At 57.9% G+C, this 16,478-nt stretch carries 14 protein-coding genes; 4 read left to right on the forward strand and 10 right to left on the reverse strand.

What is annotated here, in order from left to right; genetic code table 11:
* Positions 1 to 334 precede the first annotated feature (334 nt).
* The gene (locus tag ACP90_RS22560) at positions 335 to 1,777 is read left to right on the forward strand and encodes an EAL domain-containing protein (protein ID WP_208993386.1); all 1,443 of its coding nucleotides are present in this window, start codon (positions 335 to 337) and stop codon (positions 1,775 to 1,777) included.
* Between the two features lie 9 nt (positions 1,778 to 1,786).
* Here the strand turns inward: ACP90_RS22560 and gltS are convergent, their stop codons facing one another.
* The 3 genes from gltS to ACP90_RS22575 form a co-directional block, all read right to left on the reverse strand.
* Positions 1,787 to 3,007, reverse strand: a complete 1,221-nt coding sequence (gltS, locus tag ACP90_RS22565; protein ID WP_062490195.1) for a sodium/glutamate symporter — start codon at positions 3,005 to 3,007, stop codon at positions 1,787 to 1,789.
* Between the two features lie 82 nt (positions 3,008 to 3,089).
* Complete coding sequence (locus tag ACP90_RS22570) at positions 3,090 to 5,036, reverse strand: DUF2207 domain-containing protein (RefSeq protein ID WP_062490197.1); 1,947 nt, start codon at positions 5,034 to 5,036, stop codon at positions 3,090 to 3,092.
* A gap of 10 nt (positions 5,037 to 5,046) precedes the next feature.
* Positions 5,047 to 5,607 carry a LemA family protein gene (locus tag ACP90_RS22575; protein ID WP_082444678.1) on the reverse strand — a complete coding sequence of 187 codons (561 nt, stop codon included), beginning with the start codon at positions 5,605 to 5,607 and terminating at the stop codon, positions 5,047 to 5,049.
* 188 nt (positions 5,608 to 5,795) lie between these two features.
* On the opposite strand from ACP90_RS22575, the gene ACP90_RS22580 reads away from it, so the two are divergent.
* Positions 5,796 to 6,125, forward strand: a complete 330-nt coding sequence (locus tag ACP90_RS22580; protein ID WP_023001946.1) for a hypothetical protein — start codon at positions 5,796 to 5,798, stop codon at positions 6,123 to 6,125.
* A 118-nt stretch (positions 6,126 to 6,243) separates the two neighbouring features.
* On the opposite strand, the gene ACP90_RS22585 is transcribed toward ACP90_RS22580, so the two are convergent.
* Entirely contained in the window at positions 6,244 to 7,212 is a 969-nt protein-coding gene (locus tag ACP90_RS22585) for a glycine--tRNA ligase subunit alpha (RefSeq protein ID WP_055657898.1), read from the reverse strand.
* A 289-nt stretch (positions 7,213 to 7,501) separates the two neighbouring features.
* Between ACP90_RS22585 and ACP90_RS22590 the strand changes: the two genes are divergently transcribed.
* Complete coding sequence (locus ACP90_RS22590) at positions 7,502 to 8,893, forward strand: MATE family efflux transporter (protein ID WP_062491884.1); 1,392 nt, start codon at positions 7,502 to 7,504, stop codon at positions 8,891 to 8,893.
* A gap of 53 nt (positions 8,894 to 8,946) precedes the next feature.
* Here ACP90_RS22590 and ACP90_RS22595 read toward each other — a convergent pair whose 3' ends face one another.
* The 4 genes from ACP90_RS22595 to ACP90_RS22610 form a co-directional block, all read right to left on the reverse strand.
* Entirely contained in the window at positions 8,947 to 9,132 is a 186-nt protein-coding gene (locus ACP90_RS22595; protein WP_023001949.1) for a hypothetical protein, read from the reverse strand.
* Between the two features lie 47 nt (positions 9,133 to 9,179).
* Positions 9,180 to 10,037: a S49 family peptidase gene (locus ACP90_RS22600; RefSeq protein WP_062490199.1), complete on the reverse strand. Its 858-nt coding sequence runs from the start codon at positions 10,035 to 10,037 to the stop codon at positions 9,180 to 9,182.
* 118 nt (positions 10,038 to 10,155) lie between these two features.
* Positions 10,156 to 10,752, reverse strand: coding sequence for a PilZ domain-containing protein (locus ACP90_RS22605; protein WP_158514210.1), 597 nt, complete (start codon positions 10,750 to 10,752; stop codon positions 10,156 to 10,158).
* Between the two features lie 196 nt (positions 10,753 to 10,948).
* Positions 10,949 to 11,908 carry a uracil-DNA glycosylase gene (locus ACP90_RS22610; RefSeq protein WP_082809951.1) on the reverse strand — a complete coding sequence of 320 codons (960 nt, stop codon included), beginning with the start codon at positions 11,906 to 11,908 and terminating at the stop codon, positions 10,949 to 10,951.
* A 381-nt stretch (positions 11,909 to 12,289) separates the two neighbouring features.
* Between ACP90_RS22610 and ACP90_RS22615 the strand changes: the two genes are divergently transcribed.
* Positions 12,290 to 13,966 carry an electron transfer flavoprotein-ubiquinone oxidoreductase gene (locus ACP90_RS22615; RefSeq protein ID WP_062490202.1) on the forward strand — a complete coding sequence of 559 codons (1,677 nt, stop codon included), beginning with the start codon at positions 12,290 to 12,292 and terminating at the stop codon, positions 13,964 to 13,966.
* An 861-nt stretch (positions 13,967 to 14,827) separates the two neighbouring features.
* On the opposite strand, the gene ACP90_RS28320 is transcribed toward ACP90_RS22615, so the two are convergent.
* Positions 14,828 to 15,046 carry a hypothetical protein gene (locus tag ACP90_RS28320; RefSeq protein WP_139314097.1) on the reverse strand — a complete coding sequence of 73 codons (219 nt, stop codon included), beginning with the start codon at positions 15,044 to 15,046 and terminating at the stop codon, positions 14,828 to 14,830.
* Between the two features lie 117 nt (positions 15,047 to 15,163).
* Entirely contained in the window at positions 15,164 to 16,468 is a 1,305-nt protein-coding gene (locus ACP90_RS22625; protein ID WP_023001956.1) for a DEAD/DEAH box helicase, read from the reverse strand.
* Positions 16,469 to 16,478 lie beyond the last annotated feature (10 nt).

Raw genomic sequence — 16,478 nt, forward strand, 5'->3', positions numbered from 1 at the left:
GGTGGAATAACACCGGAAACGGTTTGCGCCGTCCGTTACCAAGACAACGGAGACTTGTCACCCCCTTTCGCGGAACCGGACAACGGGCGACCTGCCCATTTTGACGCCAGTCCGTCTGCTTTGTTTCACTCTTCTTCAAGGATTGCATGTGAAACTGCGCGACTTGTTAGCAGTTGTATGTATTGGGACCGACCTTGTGGCGAACCGGGAAGTTGCAGACAACAGATATATGACACGATCTATAGTTGCGTTACTTGCGATAGTTCTTGTCATTTTTACTGGGGTTAAGGTCCTTCCAGTACTTTTCCCGACCTACCAAATTCATAATTCGCAAATGACGTTCGACGTGGTCACCAGCCTCCTTCTGGGCATCGCCATCTTCAGTCTGGGATATGGCACGTGGGCAACGCGCCGTTTGCGCAAGGAGCTGAAGGCAAGATCGTCGGCTCATTCCGAAGCCCTGGCCCTTGCCCAGCACGACCCGCTGACCGGGCTGCCAAATCGCCGCCGGCTGCTGGAGGCCTTTGCCGATCTGACCCGTGAGGTGAAGCCTGACTGCTTTCGTGCCGTAATGATGCTCGACCTTGACGGGTTCAAGCCGATCAACGACGTCTATGGTCATGCCTTTGGCGACAATCTGCTGCGAAGCTTTGCCGACCGACTGGCCGAAACTCTCGGCAAGGAAGGCATTGTCGCCCGTCTCGGAGGGGACGAATTTGCCATCGTCTCCCCTGTGTTCAAGGACAAATCCGAGGCAGCCGGCTTCGCCAGGCGACTGTTGACGCGGATCAACGATCGTTTCGAGTTCGGCGACCGCCAGATTTCCATCGGCACCGGTATCGGCATCGCCCTCTACCCTCACGACGGCCACGCGGTCACGGAGCTATTGCGCCGGGCCGATATTGCCCTTTACCGGGCCAAATCCTCTGGGCGCTCGACCTACCGGTTCTTCGAGGTCGACATGGATGCCTCGATCCTGCATCGCACGCTACTGGAACAGCGTCTGCGCCGCGCAATTTCGGAACATGAGGTGAAGGCCTATTACCAGCCGATCCTGGACATGGATTCCGGCCGCATCGCAGGCTTCGAAGCCCTTGCACGCTGGACCGATGCCGATTTCGGCAAGGTACCGCCGCTGCAGTTCATCCCGATTGCCGAAGACTGCGGCATCATCTCCGAGCTGACCCAGCATCTGCTGGAGGACGCCTGCAAGGTCGCTACCACCTGGCCGGACGATCTCTACCTGTCCTTTAATCTGTCGCCGGTGCAGTTGCAGGATCCGGCCTTGCCGACCCAGATCAATGCCATCTTGAAGAAATTCGAATTTCCGCCCAGACGGCTGGTGCTGGAGATCACCGAAACGTCGCTGGTGAAGAACCCGGAATCGGCCAAACGCATCCTGACCGAGCTGACGGAAGCCGGCATTTCCATTGCGCTCGACGATTTCGGCGCAGGCCATTCCAGCCTGAGCTATCTGCGCGATTTCCCGATCAAGAAGGTCAAGATCGACAAGTCCTTCACCGAACGCATGCTGGAAGACAAGCAGTGTGCCGCCATCGTCGAGGCCATACTGGTCCTGTCCAAGGGGCTAGACATCGACGCTGTCGCGGAAGGGATCGAGGAAAGCGCGGTCCATGACGCGTTGAATTCCAACGGCTGTCACTACGGTCAGGGCTTCCTTTATGCAGCGGCCGTTACTTCAGACGAAGCCTGCAGTCTGCTGGAATCCCAGGTCGACGGACGGTTTCCCTTCAGCGAGAAGACAGACGCCGCCTGACCGCGCCCCTCATCCTCCGAGAAACAGAAGGATGATGACCGCATTGGCCAGATCTACAAAGAATGCGGACACGAGTGGCAGGATCAGGAATGCCTGGGTTGCCGGGCCGAAGTGTTTGGTGATTGCGGTCATGTTGGCAATGGCCGTCGGTGTCGCGCCCAGTGCAAACCCTGCAAAGCCCGCCCCCAGCACCGCCGCGTTGTAGTTCCGGCCCATCAACGGATAAAGCGCCAGGATGATGAAGGCGGCCGCAACGACGACCTGCGTGAAAAGAATGAGCAGCATCGGCCCCGCCAGTCCCGCAATGGTCCACAGCTGCAGGCTCATGAGTGACATCGTCAGAAAAATGCCAAGTGCAAGGTCCGACAAGACCGCCAGGGACTTGGACCGGGCCGGCCAGGTCATTTTCGGAAAGACCAGCGGCACGGTGTTTGACAGCACGATGCCACAGAAGAGACAGCAGACGAACACCGGCAGATCGAGGCCTATTCCCGCGCTTAAGGCTTCCTGAAGCGCGACGCCGAGGCCAATGGCGATGTTGAGAACCAGCAGCGAGCGCATCAGCCCGGTGTGGGTCACGCTCGTGTCTGCCTCTCGTTCCATCTCAAGGCCGATCATGGGGGCTTCTTCCGGGCGGTTCGGATCCGGTTTGCCTCCCCGTTTTTCGATCAGGAACTTGCCCACCGGACCGCCAAGAAGGCTGGCGGCGATCAAGCCGAGCGTCGCCGTCGCAGCACCGATCTCGACCGCCCCTGGAACGCCATAGTCGGTGGCCAGCTTCGGCCCCCACGCAATTGCCGTGCCGTGGCCGCCAACCAGCGAAATGGTGCCTCCAAGAAGGCCGAACCCTGTGGGCAGACCCAGCGCCGCCGCAATGCCCGAGCCGACCGCATTCTGCAGCAGCATGTAACAGACGGTGAGCATCAGCAGGATCAGGAGCGGCTTGCCGCCCTTGGCCAGGTCTGCAAACCGGGCGTTCAAGCCGATTGCCGTAAAGAAGCAATACAGCAGGTAATCACGCGATTGCAGGGAGAACCCGATTTCCGTTCCAAGGCCCAGATAAACCACAAGGGACAGGAACGCGACCAGCAGCCCGCCTGAGACCGGTTCCGGAATGTTGAACCTGTCCAGAACCAGAATCTTCTTGTTCAGCCGCACGCCCAGGAAGTAGACGAGGATTGCCAGATTGAAACTGACAAATTCCGTTAGCGTGATCGTTTCGCCGGCCATCCGCACCCCCGCTCCTGCTTGATGCTTCCACTATGCCGTTCGAAGCAGCTTGCGCAAGGCGGAGCTGACGATCCTCAGCTCGTTACCAGCCGCCGCCACCGCCACCGCCACCACCGCCGCCGGAAAAGCCGCCGGAGGAACCCGACGATCCGGAGCTGGACGATTTCGGAGCTGGAAGCGACGACTGGAAGGAGCCTGCCATAGCACTTGCCGTCCGGCCGAGGCTGTCGGACACGTGCCGGGCGTCGAAACGGTTGCCGGAATACCAACCCGGATAGTAGCTGGCCGCCGCGGCGGCCCCTGCCGCTGTCGTCAACCAGGCTTCGAAGGCCTTTGTCCAGGGCTTTTCAACCCCCAGTGCAACGGCATAAGGCAGAAGCTCCTCGAAATGCTCAGTGGTCATGTCCGGGACTTTTTCCATGTTGAGCCGTTCCTTTTCCGCAACGCTCAGATACATCTGCAGGCCTTCGATTTCATCGAGTGCCTGACGGCCAAGCGCCGTCGGTGCGCCGAGCAGGAAGAAGAAGAGGATGTTGAGGGCAACCAGTGCCACCGCGATGAACGGAAGTACGGGAAGGGATTCGACCCCTCCATTCACATGGTAAGCACCGAAGACCGCGCCGGAAACGGCAATGCCGAAAACGACGAAGATCAGCCCCATGCGCAATTTCATGCTGGAGAGGCGAAAAATGGCCTTGCCGATACTGACCGCCATTAGGCTTGCGAATACAGAGAAGACCAAAAAGACGATGACGAACCCTTCCTGACCGGGTTGCAGTCCACCGACGACCAGAAGCGCAACAATGGTGACGAGGCTCAGAATGAAACCGGGTATGAGATAGCCCTTGTTTGCCTTGAAAAAGACGTCCCTGCTTTCCCGCTCGATTGCCGCACGGAATTTTTGACCCAAAGTCTGGATAGAGGTGCCGTTGTCCTTGTTGAGCGTCAACGCCTTGCCGCGCCCGCTCAGCCAGGCCTCAAGCGCCGCCTCGCCTTGCGGCAGCTCCACTTCCGTGTGTTTTCCTTTCCGTCCCTTGCCGATCAGCTCAAGGGAGGTATCGCCATTCGTTTCCCGAAGACGCAAGCGCTTCTTGACCGCCAGGCTGAGACAGGCCGCCGATAACGCCACCCATCCGCCATCGCCGAACCCCCGGTTGACGATATACTTGGCAAGTGCCGGAGAAATGCCCGCAGGCGGGGTAAACCTTGGAAAGATCACACCTTGGGCAGGGTCCCGGCCAACCATCCACCAGGCTGCGAAATAATAGAGCAGCACCAGCAAGATACCTGCTCCGCCGATCAGCTCCGATCTGTAGTCCTCGACGAAATACTCCAGCTGTTCGGCTTCCGTAGGCGCTGCAATTGCGCCCTTCGGAAGGCTGACGTTGATCGACAAGCCTTCGTAGGACCCCAGAACCTCGGTTGTCCGGAAGATAATCTCAGAACCACCCTGGGCGCTCTGTGCCTCAAAGGCGTTTCCAGTTTCGCCATAGCCGCCCGTATAGGCCGTCCATGCGCTGGCTTTCACCCCTTCCGGCAAAACGACCCGCGCAATGGCCTCATCAACGGGGAAGATCCATTCATTGCCTGTCACGTTCCAATAGACCTCGTCATGGTCTTCAAAGAAACGGATTTGCCGATTGGTTTCATAGGTGAAGCTGTAGGTGTAATTGCCCGGAGACAGGAAGGTGTATTCATCCCCCACATAGATCCGCACACCCCGACTGTTCTCGTTGGTGTGGTAGGAGGCCGGGGTGCCGTCCTGCAGCACCGAGAGCAGCTTGAAGCCGGCCTTGTAGATGCGCCCGTTTGCCCCCTCCACCGCAAGCGGAATATCGCGGAAAATGCCCCGCTTGATCTGATCGCCTTCCGCACGAACGGTAATCGTCTCCGTGACCGTCAGCGTGCCATTGCTCGCAACGTCAATGTCGGAAACGAACTTCAAGATGCGTTCGTCAGCTTGCGCGCAAAGTCCGGCAGTCAGCAGGACGAAGGCGGCCAGGATGCCCGCGGTGATCCGGTTCAGCATTGCGCGCACCTCAGAACTGGACCTTGGGAACCGCGCGGTCAGCCTCGTCTTCGATTTCGAAGTACTCGGCCTTTTCGAACTTGAACTGGTTGGCAATCAGATTGGATGGGAAGCTCTCGACCGCAACATTCAGGTTCCGGACCGCGCCATTGTAATAACGGCGCGCCATCTGGATGGCGTTTTCGATCTCGTCCAGCGAATTGTGAAGGTCGGAAAAGTTCTGACTTGCCTTCAGGTCTGGATAGGCTTCTGCAACTGCAAACAGGCGGCCGAGAGCATGACTGAGTTCTCCTTCTGCCTTTGCACGGCCAGCAACGTCATCCTTGGGCACTGCCGAAACTTGCGCGCGCATGCTGGTTACGGCCTCGAGCGCTTCCTTTTCGTGCGAGGCGTAGCCTTTCACGGTCTCGACAAGGTTGGGAATGAGATTTGCCCGCCGCTTGAGCTGGACATCGATGCCGCTCCAGCCCTCCTCGACCATCTGCCGTTTCTTGACAAGTCCGTTGTAAAGAACGATCGCAAAAACAGATAGCGCAATCAGCGCTGCAAGAAAGAACCAGGACAAGACAATCACCTCCAGAAAATGTGTTCTGGAAGCTAACCGGGAGGTGCTGACTTGTCATCTTCTTCAAGCGACCGACCCCTGAATTGAGTCATTCTGTAATCTTCGACACAGGATTGCAGATAAGCTTGGGCGAGCTTGCCCGAAACGCCTGAACGAAAGGTCGGCCACCAATGTGCGTCTTGCAACTTTGCAGAATGATCCCAGCGCTTGCGGTGCTGCCGTTGGTGCTGGCAACGCAAGAGGCCCATGCTTCGCTTGCTGACCAATATCGCTGTTCGAATGGCGATCTGGTCTTTCACGTCATCTTCTCCCCACAGGAACCAGGGCCCGCGACGCTTTCCGGACCTGTTGGCGGAAAGGCACATACGCAAGTCCTGCTTGACCCGGTTCCGGGCGCTTCGGGAGAAAGTTTCGAGCGGGGAAACACCCGGTTTTCCGGCAATCGACAGGCAAGCCACCTGGACATCGGCGACATGCGCTTCGCCTGTGAACTGGAGCCCGAGCCGGGCTCGGAACCCGAGTGAGCCTTCACAGGTTGCTGGTAGCGGTAAAATGAACAACCTGGATATTGCCTGACGAAAACGGGGCCAACCTGGCCCCGCATTCGATTGATCAAAAAGATCCGCCTCAAGCCGGAATGCGTTATTCCGCAGCCTGGTTGTGATAGCCGACACCGCCGGCTTCCGTTTCAAGGAAGGCAGCGCCGCAGGCCTTGGCCAGTTCGCGGACACGCAGGATATAGCTCTGGCGCTCGGTCACGGAGATGACGCCGCGCGCGTCGAGCAGGTTGAAGGCATGGCTGGCCTTGATACACTGGTCATAGGCTGGCAGCACCACCTGATGGACATTGGCACCGGCAGCTTCACGTGCTTTCGCACCGGCTTCCAGCAGTGAACGACATTCGGCTTCGGCATCCTTGAAATGGCGGAACAGCATTTCGGTGTCCGCGTGCTCGAAATTGTGCCGCGAGTATTCCTGCTCGGCCTGCAGGAAAACATCGCCATAGGTGACCTTGGCATCGCCTTCCATGCCGTTGTAGTTGAGGTCATAGACGTTATCGACGCCCTGAATATACATCGCCAGGCGCTCAAGGCCGTAGGTCAGCTCGCCGGAGACGGGCGAGCATTCAAAGCCTGCCACCTGCTGGAAATAGGTGAACTGGGAGACTTCCATGCCATCGCACCAGCATTCCCAGCCGAGGCCCCAGGCCCCCAGGGTCGGGCTTTCCCAGTCGTCTTCCACAAAGCGGATATCGTGCAGCTTCGGGTCAAGGCCGATCGCGTAGAGCGAATTCAGATAGAGCTCCTGAAGGTTTGCCGGTGACGGCTTCAGGATAACCTGGAACTGGTAGTAGTGCTGCAGACGGTTCGGGTTCTCACCGTAACGGCCGTCGGTCGGGCGGCGCGACGGCTGCACATAGGCAGCTCGCCACGGACGCGGGCCGAGTGAACGCAGCGTGGTCGCCGGGTGGAACGTACCGGCGCCGACTTCCATGTCGTAAGGCTGAAGCACAACACAGCCCTGGTCGGCCCAGTAGCGCTGCAGGGTCAGGATCAGGCCTTGAAAGGAGTTTTCCGGCCGCATGTGCGCCGGCAGGGTTTCAGTCGACATGAAGATGTTCCGCAAATATGGCTGTGCCCGGCGTGCACGTATCGCCGGTTTGGGCGACAGGTGCCACGATGTCGGTGCAAGGTCAAGGCGAAGCGGGCGTGGCTGTTTCAGATTGACGGAGCGCCGGCACCAAGGTATCCCTCGCACCGGCTTCAGAATGCCTGCCGCTCGCGGACGACAGTCACGGTGAAATTCTGGTCTTCAAGACTTTCTGTTCCCCACGCATTTCGCGCTGGTGGCAATGCGAGCCCCTCCTTCCCGATCGAAATGCCCATAGATGGAGAACGGAATGTCTTCCGACATATCCCGGCCCAACGCCTATACGCATGGGCCAATCCTTCCGACCCTTGCCAGAACCGCCTTGCCCATCATCCTGGTGATGAGCATGAACGGATTGCTGACCGTGGTCGATGCCATATTCCTCGGCCATTACGTCGGGCCGGATGCGCTCAGCGCCGTCACGCTGATGTTTCCTGCCTATATGCTGCTTGCGGCGTTGGCGACACTTGTTGCCAGCGGCATGTCCAGCGTGCTTGCCCGCAAACTCGGAGCCGGCCTTCGTGCCGATGCCGAAGCGGTTTTTGCCGGCGCCCACGGCCTGGCACTTGCCATCGCTGGCATCGTGATCGCCCTCTTCCTGGGTGTAGGTGACGGCCTCACCCGGGCCGCCGCTGACGGTTCGGCGGAGATTGCCGGTATGAGCCATACCTACATGGCCATCACGGTTGCCTTCACGCCACTGATGTTCGTGCTGTCGGTAAATGCTGACGCGCTGCGCAACGAAGGCCTCGCGGTGGTAATGGCGGGCTTCAGCCTGCTTGTTTCGCTGGCCAACATCGCCTTCGATTATCTGCTGATCGCGGTTTACGATTACGGTGTTGCCGGAAGTGCGGCCGGAACCGTGCTGGCACAGGCTCTGGCGCTTGCAATCATGCTGGGTCTGAGACTGAGCGGGAAAACGGAATTGTCACCGTCCGCGCTCCTGCGATATCCGCTGACATCTTTCTGGCGCGATATCCTGATGCTTGGTGCACCTCAGAGCCTCAGCTTCATCGGCATCGCCCTGGGGTCCGCCGCAACCATCGCCGCGCTGCAGACGGCCGGTGCCAGCGGTTACGAGGCAACGGTCGCCGCATTCGGGATCGTTACCCGGGTCATGACCTTCTGCTATTTGCCTCTCCTGGGCCTTGCCCAGGCGCTACAGTCCATGATCGGAAACAATTTCGGGGCAGGTCTGTGGCATCGCTCGGACAGCACCTTGCGGGCTGGCCTGGTTGTGGCCCTTGTCTACTGCGGCCTTGCCGAACTCGTGCTCACGCTGTTCTCACACCAGGTCGGTTTCGCATTTGTCGATGATCCAGGCGTGGCGGCGGAAGTCGGCCGGATCCTTCCGGTGATAATGGCGCTCTACTTTGTCGCGGGGCCGCTGTTCATGGTTGCGACCTACTTTCAGGCGCTGGGGGACGCTGCCCGGGCAGCGCTGTTGAGCCTTGCCAAGCCTTATGCGTTCTTCCTGCCGCTGGTGTTCGTTATGCCGGTCTATTTCGGAGAGGGCGGCATCTGGCTGTCCAGTCCGCTGGCGGAACTGATGCTGCTGGTGGTGACGCTGGTCCTGCTCGGGATTACCGCGCGCACCGGGACAGCGCGCTGGGGGCTTTTCCGGGCGGTACCGGCAAATTGAAGCCGCTGAAACAAAGCACCTGACGGCGGGCGGGCAAACTGCCCGCCGTTGCGTCAGGCTTGCGGACGGTACTTGCCGCTCACCGGGTCAAGCACAAGCTTGGCACCGCGGCCATTGGGATCGGCTTTTGCAGCTGCCCTGGAAATCTGGTTCTCAACCTCGGCCATCTTGCGTTTCACGCGCTGCACGATCCAGTAACCTCCCACAGCCAATGCGGCGACGCCTATCAATTCGGTCATTTCTTTTCCCCTTGCTCACCCGATTTTCACACAGGCATTGTGCCTTTTTAAAGGCCGTAGCGCATCCACATTGCCCGTTCCTCGACAGAGGAGATCAACTCCTCGCCGACCCCGTCCAGCAGTCGGCCCTTTGCAAGGCCGACACCAAGTCCGGCCTTGCGGCCAAAAAGGCCACGCGGTGCCGAAATCAATTTCGGCTCGGCCTTGTCACCATACCGGTCCTTGATCACTTCGCGCAGGTCGCCGATCGCGTCGACCAACCCAAGCTGAACACCGGTGCGCCCGGTCCAGAACTTGCCCGTGAAAAGATCCGGATCATCTGCGAGCACGTCACCGCGACGCGATTTCACCATGTCGATGAAGGTCTCGTGGATCTCGAGCTGCAGGCTCTTGATGTATTCGATGTCTTCCGGCACTTCCGGCTGGAAGGGATCGAGCGTCACCTTCTTTTCACCTGCGGTATAAACGCGCCGGTCAACGCCGATTTTCTTGATCATCTCCGTGAACCCGAACCCGGCTGCAACCACACCGATCGAGCCGACGATGGATGACGGATCGACAAAGATCTCGTCCCCTGCGAGCGCAATCATGTAACCGCCGCTGGCAGCCACATCCTCAACGAAAACCAGAACGTCCTTCTCGTTTTCCTTGGCCAGATCCCGGATCCGCTTGAAGATGAGCCTCGACTGAACAGGTGAGCCACCCGGCGAATTGACCACCAGGGCCACCGCCGGTGCTTTCTTCATCGAGAAGGCTTTTTCCAGGGAGATGGACGCGGTCGCCAGGGACAATCCGGACTTCAGCGGCCCACCGCCACCGATTGCCCCATGCAGGCGCACGACCGGAATGACAGGCTTATCGTTTCGAAAGGGTTTGGGAAGAAACCGGCGAAGGGATGAAATCACGCGCAATAGGCCCTGAAAGAGTTCACAAACTCCATCCGATATATGTACGCAAAGCCCGCTTGCAAAGACTCCAGGCCGTCAAAACCTTGTCGCACGATTTTGCGCGCCCAAGCGCTGTTCAACCACCGAAAGCGCTGATCTTCTTTTTGCGCTTGCGTTTCGGCTTTTCGTCTTCTTCTTTCATGCGCTCCAGAACGTCTTCCGGTTTGGGCTTGGGCGACGCTTCGAACGGCCAGGTGAGCCTGACACCGGCCTGGTTGTTCTTGCGCCAGACAATTTCTGCACTGATCGGCAGATCGAGACCGGGAATGGAGACCTCGATGTCATCGGGAAGTCGATCCAGCTTGTCGCCTTCCAGTCGGCATCCGGACCTGCTGGCATCAACGATCCGACATCTCATTGTCGCTGGATTGGTCTTGCCGCAAACGATTGCCGTTATCCAGACTTGCCGCCGGATCTCGCGGCGTTTTTCGCCTGACGTCTCTCGTTTGGTCTGAAAAGAAATTTGCGCCTGCTGATCGCCGTAGGCAATCACGGTCCCCCGGACCAGTTTGTCGAATCCGGCCAAGCGCAAGCCCACCTCCTCCTTCAGGAGGTCAACCCTGTCGGACGCAATCCAACAGCCCTTCTCTGTCAGATCATAGGCCGTTGCTTCGAAACACGACATGTCCGCCAAGTCGACGACGAGCGCCGAAATGCATTTGTCTGCATCCATCGTCATGACCGGTTGTTGGAATCACCCACAGCGTTACACACTCAACGATACAACCTGTAGGCTGAAACCCAAGTTAACGCAAGGTCACTTTCGATCTAATAAAGAGGGCAATCTGAAAGCTCAACCACCCTGCCAGGCAGGGTCGAGCAAACGAGGAAACGTCTGGATGATTGCAGAAATCCATGCGGTCCGATGGTTAATGCGCTGATTTTTCTTCCAACTTCTGCTTGATCGCCAGAAAGTCACGCCAGGACAATCGTTTCTCAAGCGGACTGCGCAAAAGATACGCCGGATGATAAGTGGCGATAGCCGAGATTTCCCTGCCCTTGCAGGGATAGGTCATCCAGCGCCCGCGCATCTTTCGGATGCCGTCCTGTACCCCGAGCAGAGTCTTGGCGGATGCTGCGCCGAGAAAGACGAGCACGTCCGGATTGACCAGTTCGATCTGGCGCAGAATGAACGGCTTGCAGATCTCGGTTTCCTGCGGTGTCGGTGTCCGGTTGCCAGGTGGCCGCCAGGGAACCACGTTGGCGATATAGGCCGATGATCGATCCAGACCGATCGCACCCAGCATTCTGTCCAGCAATTGGCCGGAACGGCCAACAAAAGGCAGGCCTTGAAGATCCTCGTCGCGGCCCGGCGCCTCGCCGACAAACATCAGCTTTGCCTGTGGATTGCCGTCGGCAAACACAAGCTTCTTGGCGGTCAGTTTGAGGTTGCAGCCGTCGAAACCGCCCAGGCAATTGCGCAGTTCCTCGAGAGTCGGGGCAGTTGCCGCCAGATCCCGGGCTGCGGCGATTATTTCCCTGTCAGGCAAGACCGGCGCTTGCCCCGCAACTGCGGGCGGCACGGAAATCGCCTGGGGAGCGACGGGAGCTGCCGGAACGGGAGAGCCTGTCTGCCCTTGGAAATTGCCTGCCGGGGCCTGTTGCCGGGGCTGCTGAGCATGCGTGGGAGCTGCCGCATGCTGACCGGCCAGCGCACGCTGCGCTGCCTGGGCACGCGTCAGCGCTACCCAATCGACGGGTTCGTCCTGAAGAAAACAATCGACACCCGCACCGGCATAAAAATCCAGCAGGGCTTCAAGGTGTCTCGGGTCGTTCGGGATCTGTTGCAAGAGGCTGCCTCCGGCGCGGAGTTTAACCACCCCGGTCATTTCTACAAGCTTGCAGCGCAAGACCGTCTCCAATCCGGCCGGTTTTCCAAAGCCTGTGCACATTTTCGAAACTGTCGGGAATGCGCTCGAATTACGTTTACGTAAACGTTAACTAAGCACTTGACGCCCTGCGCCTGCTTTGGTCTATCTGATGCCCAACTGAAGGAATAGCGGCGAAATTTCGCAATTGCCGATGAAAAATGTCGTGTTTTGCGCTGCAAAATGGGGCAAATAGGCGGTAAGGGCTAATAGGCGCTGCTTCCGAACGGACGCAGGTAAGTTGCTCTAACAATTGGGCATCAGCCGTTATCCATACGCTGGTTCACTTGATTTGAGCACCTGGCGGCGCAGAAGTTGCCCTTTGGGCGGAGGGAGAAAAAGATGAGCGAACAAGAAGCGCTTGGCGAACGCGAAAGCATGGATGTGGATGTTGTGATCGTAGGCGCAGGGCCTGCCGGTCTTGCAGCTGCGATCCGGCTGAAACAGATTGCCAACGACAAGGGCGAAGAGCTGAGCGTTGTCGTACTGGAAAAAGGATCCGAGGTCGGCGCGCATATTCTCTCCGGCGCCGTGATTGATCCGATCGCTCTCGACAAGCTGCTCCCGGAATGGCGCGAAGAAGACACGCCGATCAAGACGGCGGTTACCGACGACCACTTCCTCGTGCTGGGGCCGGCAGGTTCCATGCGTTTGCCGAACATGTTCATGCCGAAACTCATGAACAACCACGGCAATTACATCGTCTCGCTTGGCAATGTCTGCCGCTGGCTGGCCGAAAAGGCTGAAGCGCTCGGCGTTGAAATCTATCCGGGCTTTGCAGCTGCCGAGATCCTCTATGACGACAATGGCAACGTGGTTGGTGTTGCGACGGGCGACATGGGCATCGGCCGGGATGGCAAACCCAATGCCATGTTTACACGCGGCATGGAGCTGCGCGGCAAATACACTCTGATCGGTGAAGGCGCGCGTGGCTCTCTGGCCAAGCAGCTGATCGAGAAATTCGACCTCGACAAGGACAGCGACGTGCCGAAATTCGGCATCGGCATCAAGGAGCTGTGGCAGATCGACCCGGAGAAGCACCGGCTTGGCCTGGTACAGCATTCCTTCGGCTGGCCGCTTGACGGCAAGACCGGTGGCGGCTCGTTCCTCTATCACCTGGAAGACAATCAGGTCGCTGTCGGCTTCGTGGTTCACCTCAACTACGAAAACCCCTGGCTGTCGCCCTTTGACGAGTTCCAGCGATTCAAGACCCACCCGGCAATCCGTGACACCTTCGAAGGCGGCAAGCGCATTTCCTATGGTGCCCGTGCCATTACCGAAGGCGGTTTCCAGTCCGTGCCGAAACTCTCGTTCCCCGGCGGCCTGCTGATGGGTTGTTCCGCAGGCTTCGTCAACGTGCCGCGGATCAAGGGCTCCCACAATGCCATGCTGTCCGGCATGCTGGCGGCAGAAGAAGTAATGGCCGCAATCGGCCGCGGCGAAGCACACAACGAGCTGGCCAATTACGACACTGCCTGGCGCGAAAGCCCGATCGGCAAGGATCTCTGGCGTGTGCGCAACGCAAAGCCGCTGTGGTCCAAATTCGGCACCGCTATCGGTGTTGCCCTCGGCGGTCTCGACATGTGGACCAACGAGCTGTTCGGCTTCTCCTTCTTCGGCACAATGAAACACGGCAAGAAGGACGCCGACACCCTGAAGCCGGCCAAGGACTGCAAGAAGATCGACTATCCGAAGCCGGATGGTGTCGTTTCCTTCGACAAGCTGTCTTCGGTGTTCCTCTCCAACACCAACCATGAAGAAGATCAGCCGATCCATCTGAAGGTGAAGGACGAGGCACTGCAGAAGCGCTCGGAACACGATGTCTTCGCCGGTCCGTCCAACCGCTATTGCCCGGCTGGCGTATACGAGTGGATCGAGGAAGGCGAAGATGCGCCGCGGTTCCAGATCAATTCGCAGAACTGCGTCCACTGCAAGACCTGTGACATCAAGGATCCGAACGGCAACATCAACTGGACCGTTCCGGAAGGCTCCGGTGGCCCGAACTATCCGAACATGTAAGGTTCGCTGCCAAACTGGAAAACATTGAAAGCCACGGGGAAACCCGTGGTTTTTTTGTGCCTTGAAAAAACGAACAGCACCGGAAAGGAAGCCTTCCCGGTGCTGCAGTCTTGCGGCCGATGGGTCGTAATCAGGCTAGCGTATGTGGGGGTCCAGCCTGTTGCGGTTGTCAAACACACGGACAAGGCCGAGTGGACATGCCACTCCGCTTGCTGCCGCGTGGTTGCCCGCGCCACAAGTTCGTACCCGTATTAACAACGGGCAATTCTTATGAGGTCGTTGGTCCCGATGGAGCCAGCGTGCACATTTATCCCAGAGATGATCTGGATTTTTTTCGGGTTTCGATTTGTTTAATTCTGTTAACCAAAACCGTGATGGCGCCGGAATAAACTCCCCCTACGGCAAGGTCAAATAAATAATGAGACGAATAAAAACTTGTTATGACTCCAAAAGACAAAATTATACCAACTGGTCAAAAAACGTCTGGAATACGCCTCAACTGAAAACACGGAGCCTGGAAAATAAGGGTTGTTCGAAAATACCGATCAATACATCGCGATATTTGACAGTATAACTATTGCCGGTTTTTTCCGTTTACAAACAAGGTGATAAGGAACTTATCGACCTTCAGAGGGTCTATAAATTTTTTCTATATAACAATAAATTAAGAAAATGAATTAGCCAATTCTTTGAAATCTAAGCGTTTATTTCAACAGCTCAACCATCAACTCCATCTGAGGTTGTTCGTCAAATCCATCGCCATTTCACCAAAAACAAACTAACTAGCTGAAATTACTGATAAATCTATTTATCCACATACCAAATAGCGACCAGCTGGTTGTGATTGCAGTCTCGCGTTGGTTAATTTACTTTTACTTTCACGGGGCAAATTTGTAGCAAATCACCAAGATCTTGGTGACTTTCTACAAGTTCTTCGCGGAGTTCCCGCGGTTTTCCCGAAAGCTTAACGAGATCGAGCCGCGCAAGCGGTTGGATACCTTGTGGACAGGAAGACAGCAGGGTCATAACCAGCCGGCGGCGGTTCTGGTTCGGATCAGGCGGTTCATCCACCAAATTCATTCAGCACTGTTTCAACAGTTCTGAAACCCATCGACCACAAGGTTCGGCACCGGGAAGGCCACTTCCCGGTGCAATTTTTTTCACATCACAATGAACTGCGACGTAACCCGTCAGGCGTCAGGCTGCATCTCTGCGTGTGTTCTGACGACGGCGACGCGGAGGACGACGGTTTTCGGACGCGTTGTCGTTGGCGCCGGAGGACGACTGCTTGCGGAACGGCTTCTTGCCGCCCGGCTTGCTGTTGCCATTCCGGTTTCCGCCGCGCTTTGCGCGCCCGGCAGCCGCGGACATCGGCGGAATTTCACCACCGGCAACCGTGATATCGATACCGATCAGCTTCTCGATCTGGCGGAAGAGACCGATTTCCTCCGGAGCACACAGGGCAATCGCCTCACCTTCCGCACCGGCGCGGGCCGTACGGCCAATTCGGTGAACGTAGGCTTCTGCAACTTCCGGCAGCTCGAAGTTATAAACGTGGCTGACACCCGGGATATCAATGCCGCGAGCGGCAACATCGGTTGCCACGAGCACGTTGATGGTGCCTTCCCGCAGGTCCTTGATCGCGCGGTCACGCTGGTTCTGGCTCTTGTTACCATGGATCGAGCCAGCGGAAATTCCGGAATGCGCCAGCTTGCGCATCAGCCGTTCCGCACCGTGCTTTGTGCGGCAGAACACCAGCGACAGCCCGTCCGGCTTGTCACGAAGCTGATCGACCAGGAAGTCGCCCTTGTCGTTCTTGTCCATGAAATGAACAGACTGGGTAACCTTGTCAGCGGTCTTGCCGGCCGGAGCAACTTCGACCCTCTCCGGGTTGCGCAGATAGGACTGTGCCAGCTCGTTGATCTGCTTCGGCATGGTCGCGGAGAACAGCAAGGTCTGGCGTTTGTCGGCCACCAGGCCCGCGATCCGGCGCAGGGCATGAATGAAGCCCAGATCGAGCATCTGGTCGGCTTCGTCGAGCACCAGGTAGGAAGCGGTGCGCAGGTCGATCGCTTCACGATCTACCAGGTCCAGCAGCCGGCCCGGTGTTGCCACCAGAATGTCGGTACCCTTTGAGAGCCGCTTGATCTGGCCGTTGATGGACACACCACCGACAACGGAGGAAACCCGCAGCGGCGTATGCTTCAGGAAGGAAATCAGGTTCTTTGCGATCTGGTTCACCAGTTCGCGGGTCGGGGCCAGAATCAGCGCCCGTGTGCCCTTGGGAACGGCTCTTTTCTTCTCCAGGAGAAGCCGGTCGATCAACGGCAGGCCGAAAGCAGCCGTCTTGCCCGTACCCGTCTGTGCCAGACCCATGAGGTCCCGGCCTTCCAGGATCAACGGGATGGCTTTTTGCTGGATCGGTGTCGGAGCGTCATAGCCGTTTTCGGTAACGGCAGTCACAAGGCCATTGGAGAGTCCCAGGCTTTGAAAGTCGGTCAATATAAAATCC

The organism is Labrenzia sp. CP4 (assembly GCF_001579905.1).
Classification (GTDB): domain Bacteria; phylum Pseudomonadota; class Alphaproteobacteria; order Rhizobiales; family Stappiaceae; genus Roseibium; species Roseibium algicola.

Bases quoted from the DNA above. Each gene is read 5' to 3' on its own strand.
- ACP90_RS28320 (WP_139314097.1), bottom strand. From the start codon at position 15,046: ATGAATTTGGTGGATGAACCGCCTGATCCGAACCAGAACCGCCGCCGG.
- ACP90_RS22595 (WP_023001949.1), bottom strand. From the start codon at position 9,132: ATGACCGAATTGATAGGCGTCGCCGCATTGGCTGTGGGAGGTTACTGG.
- ACP90_RS22610 (WP_082809951.1), bottom strand. From the start codon at position 11,908: ATGACCGGGGTGGTTAAACTCCGCGCCGGAGGCAGCCTCTTGCAACAG.
- ACP90_RS22615 (WP_062490202.1), top strand. From the start codon at position 12,290: ATGAGCGAACAAGAAGCGCTTGGCGAACGCGAAAGCATGGATGTGGAT.
- gltS (WP_062490195.1), bottom strand. From the start codon at position 3,007: ATGGCCGGCGAAACGATCACGCTAACGGAATTTGTCAGTTTCAATCTG.
- ACP90_RS22585 (WP_055657898.1), bottom strand. From the start codon at position 7,212: ATGTCGACTGAAACCCTGCCGGCGCACATGCGGCCGGAAAACTCCTTT.
- ACP90_RS22570 (WP_062490197.1), bottom strand. From the start codon at position 5,036: ATGCTGAACCGGATCACCGCGGGCATCCTGGCCGCCTTCGTCCTGCTG.
- ACP90_RS22605 (WP_158514210.1), bottom strand. From the start codon at position 10,752: ATGGATGCAGACAAATGCATTTCGGCGCTCGTCGTCGACTTGGCGGAC.
- ACP90_RS22590 (WP_062491884.1), top strand. From the start codon at position 7,502: ATGTCTTCCGACATATCCCGGCCCAACGCCTATACGCATGGGCCAATC.
- ACP90_RS22560 (WP_208993386.1), top strand. From the start codon at position 335: ATGACGTTCGACGTGGTCACCAGCCTCCTTCTGGGCATCGCCATCTTC.
- ACP90_RS22580 (WP_023001946.1), top strand. From the start codon at position 5,796: ATGATCCCAGCGCTTGCGGTGCTGCCGTTGGTGCTGGCAACGCAAGAG.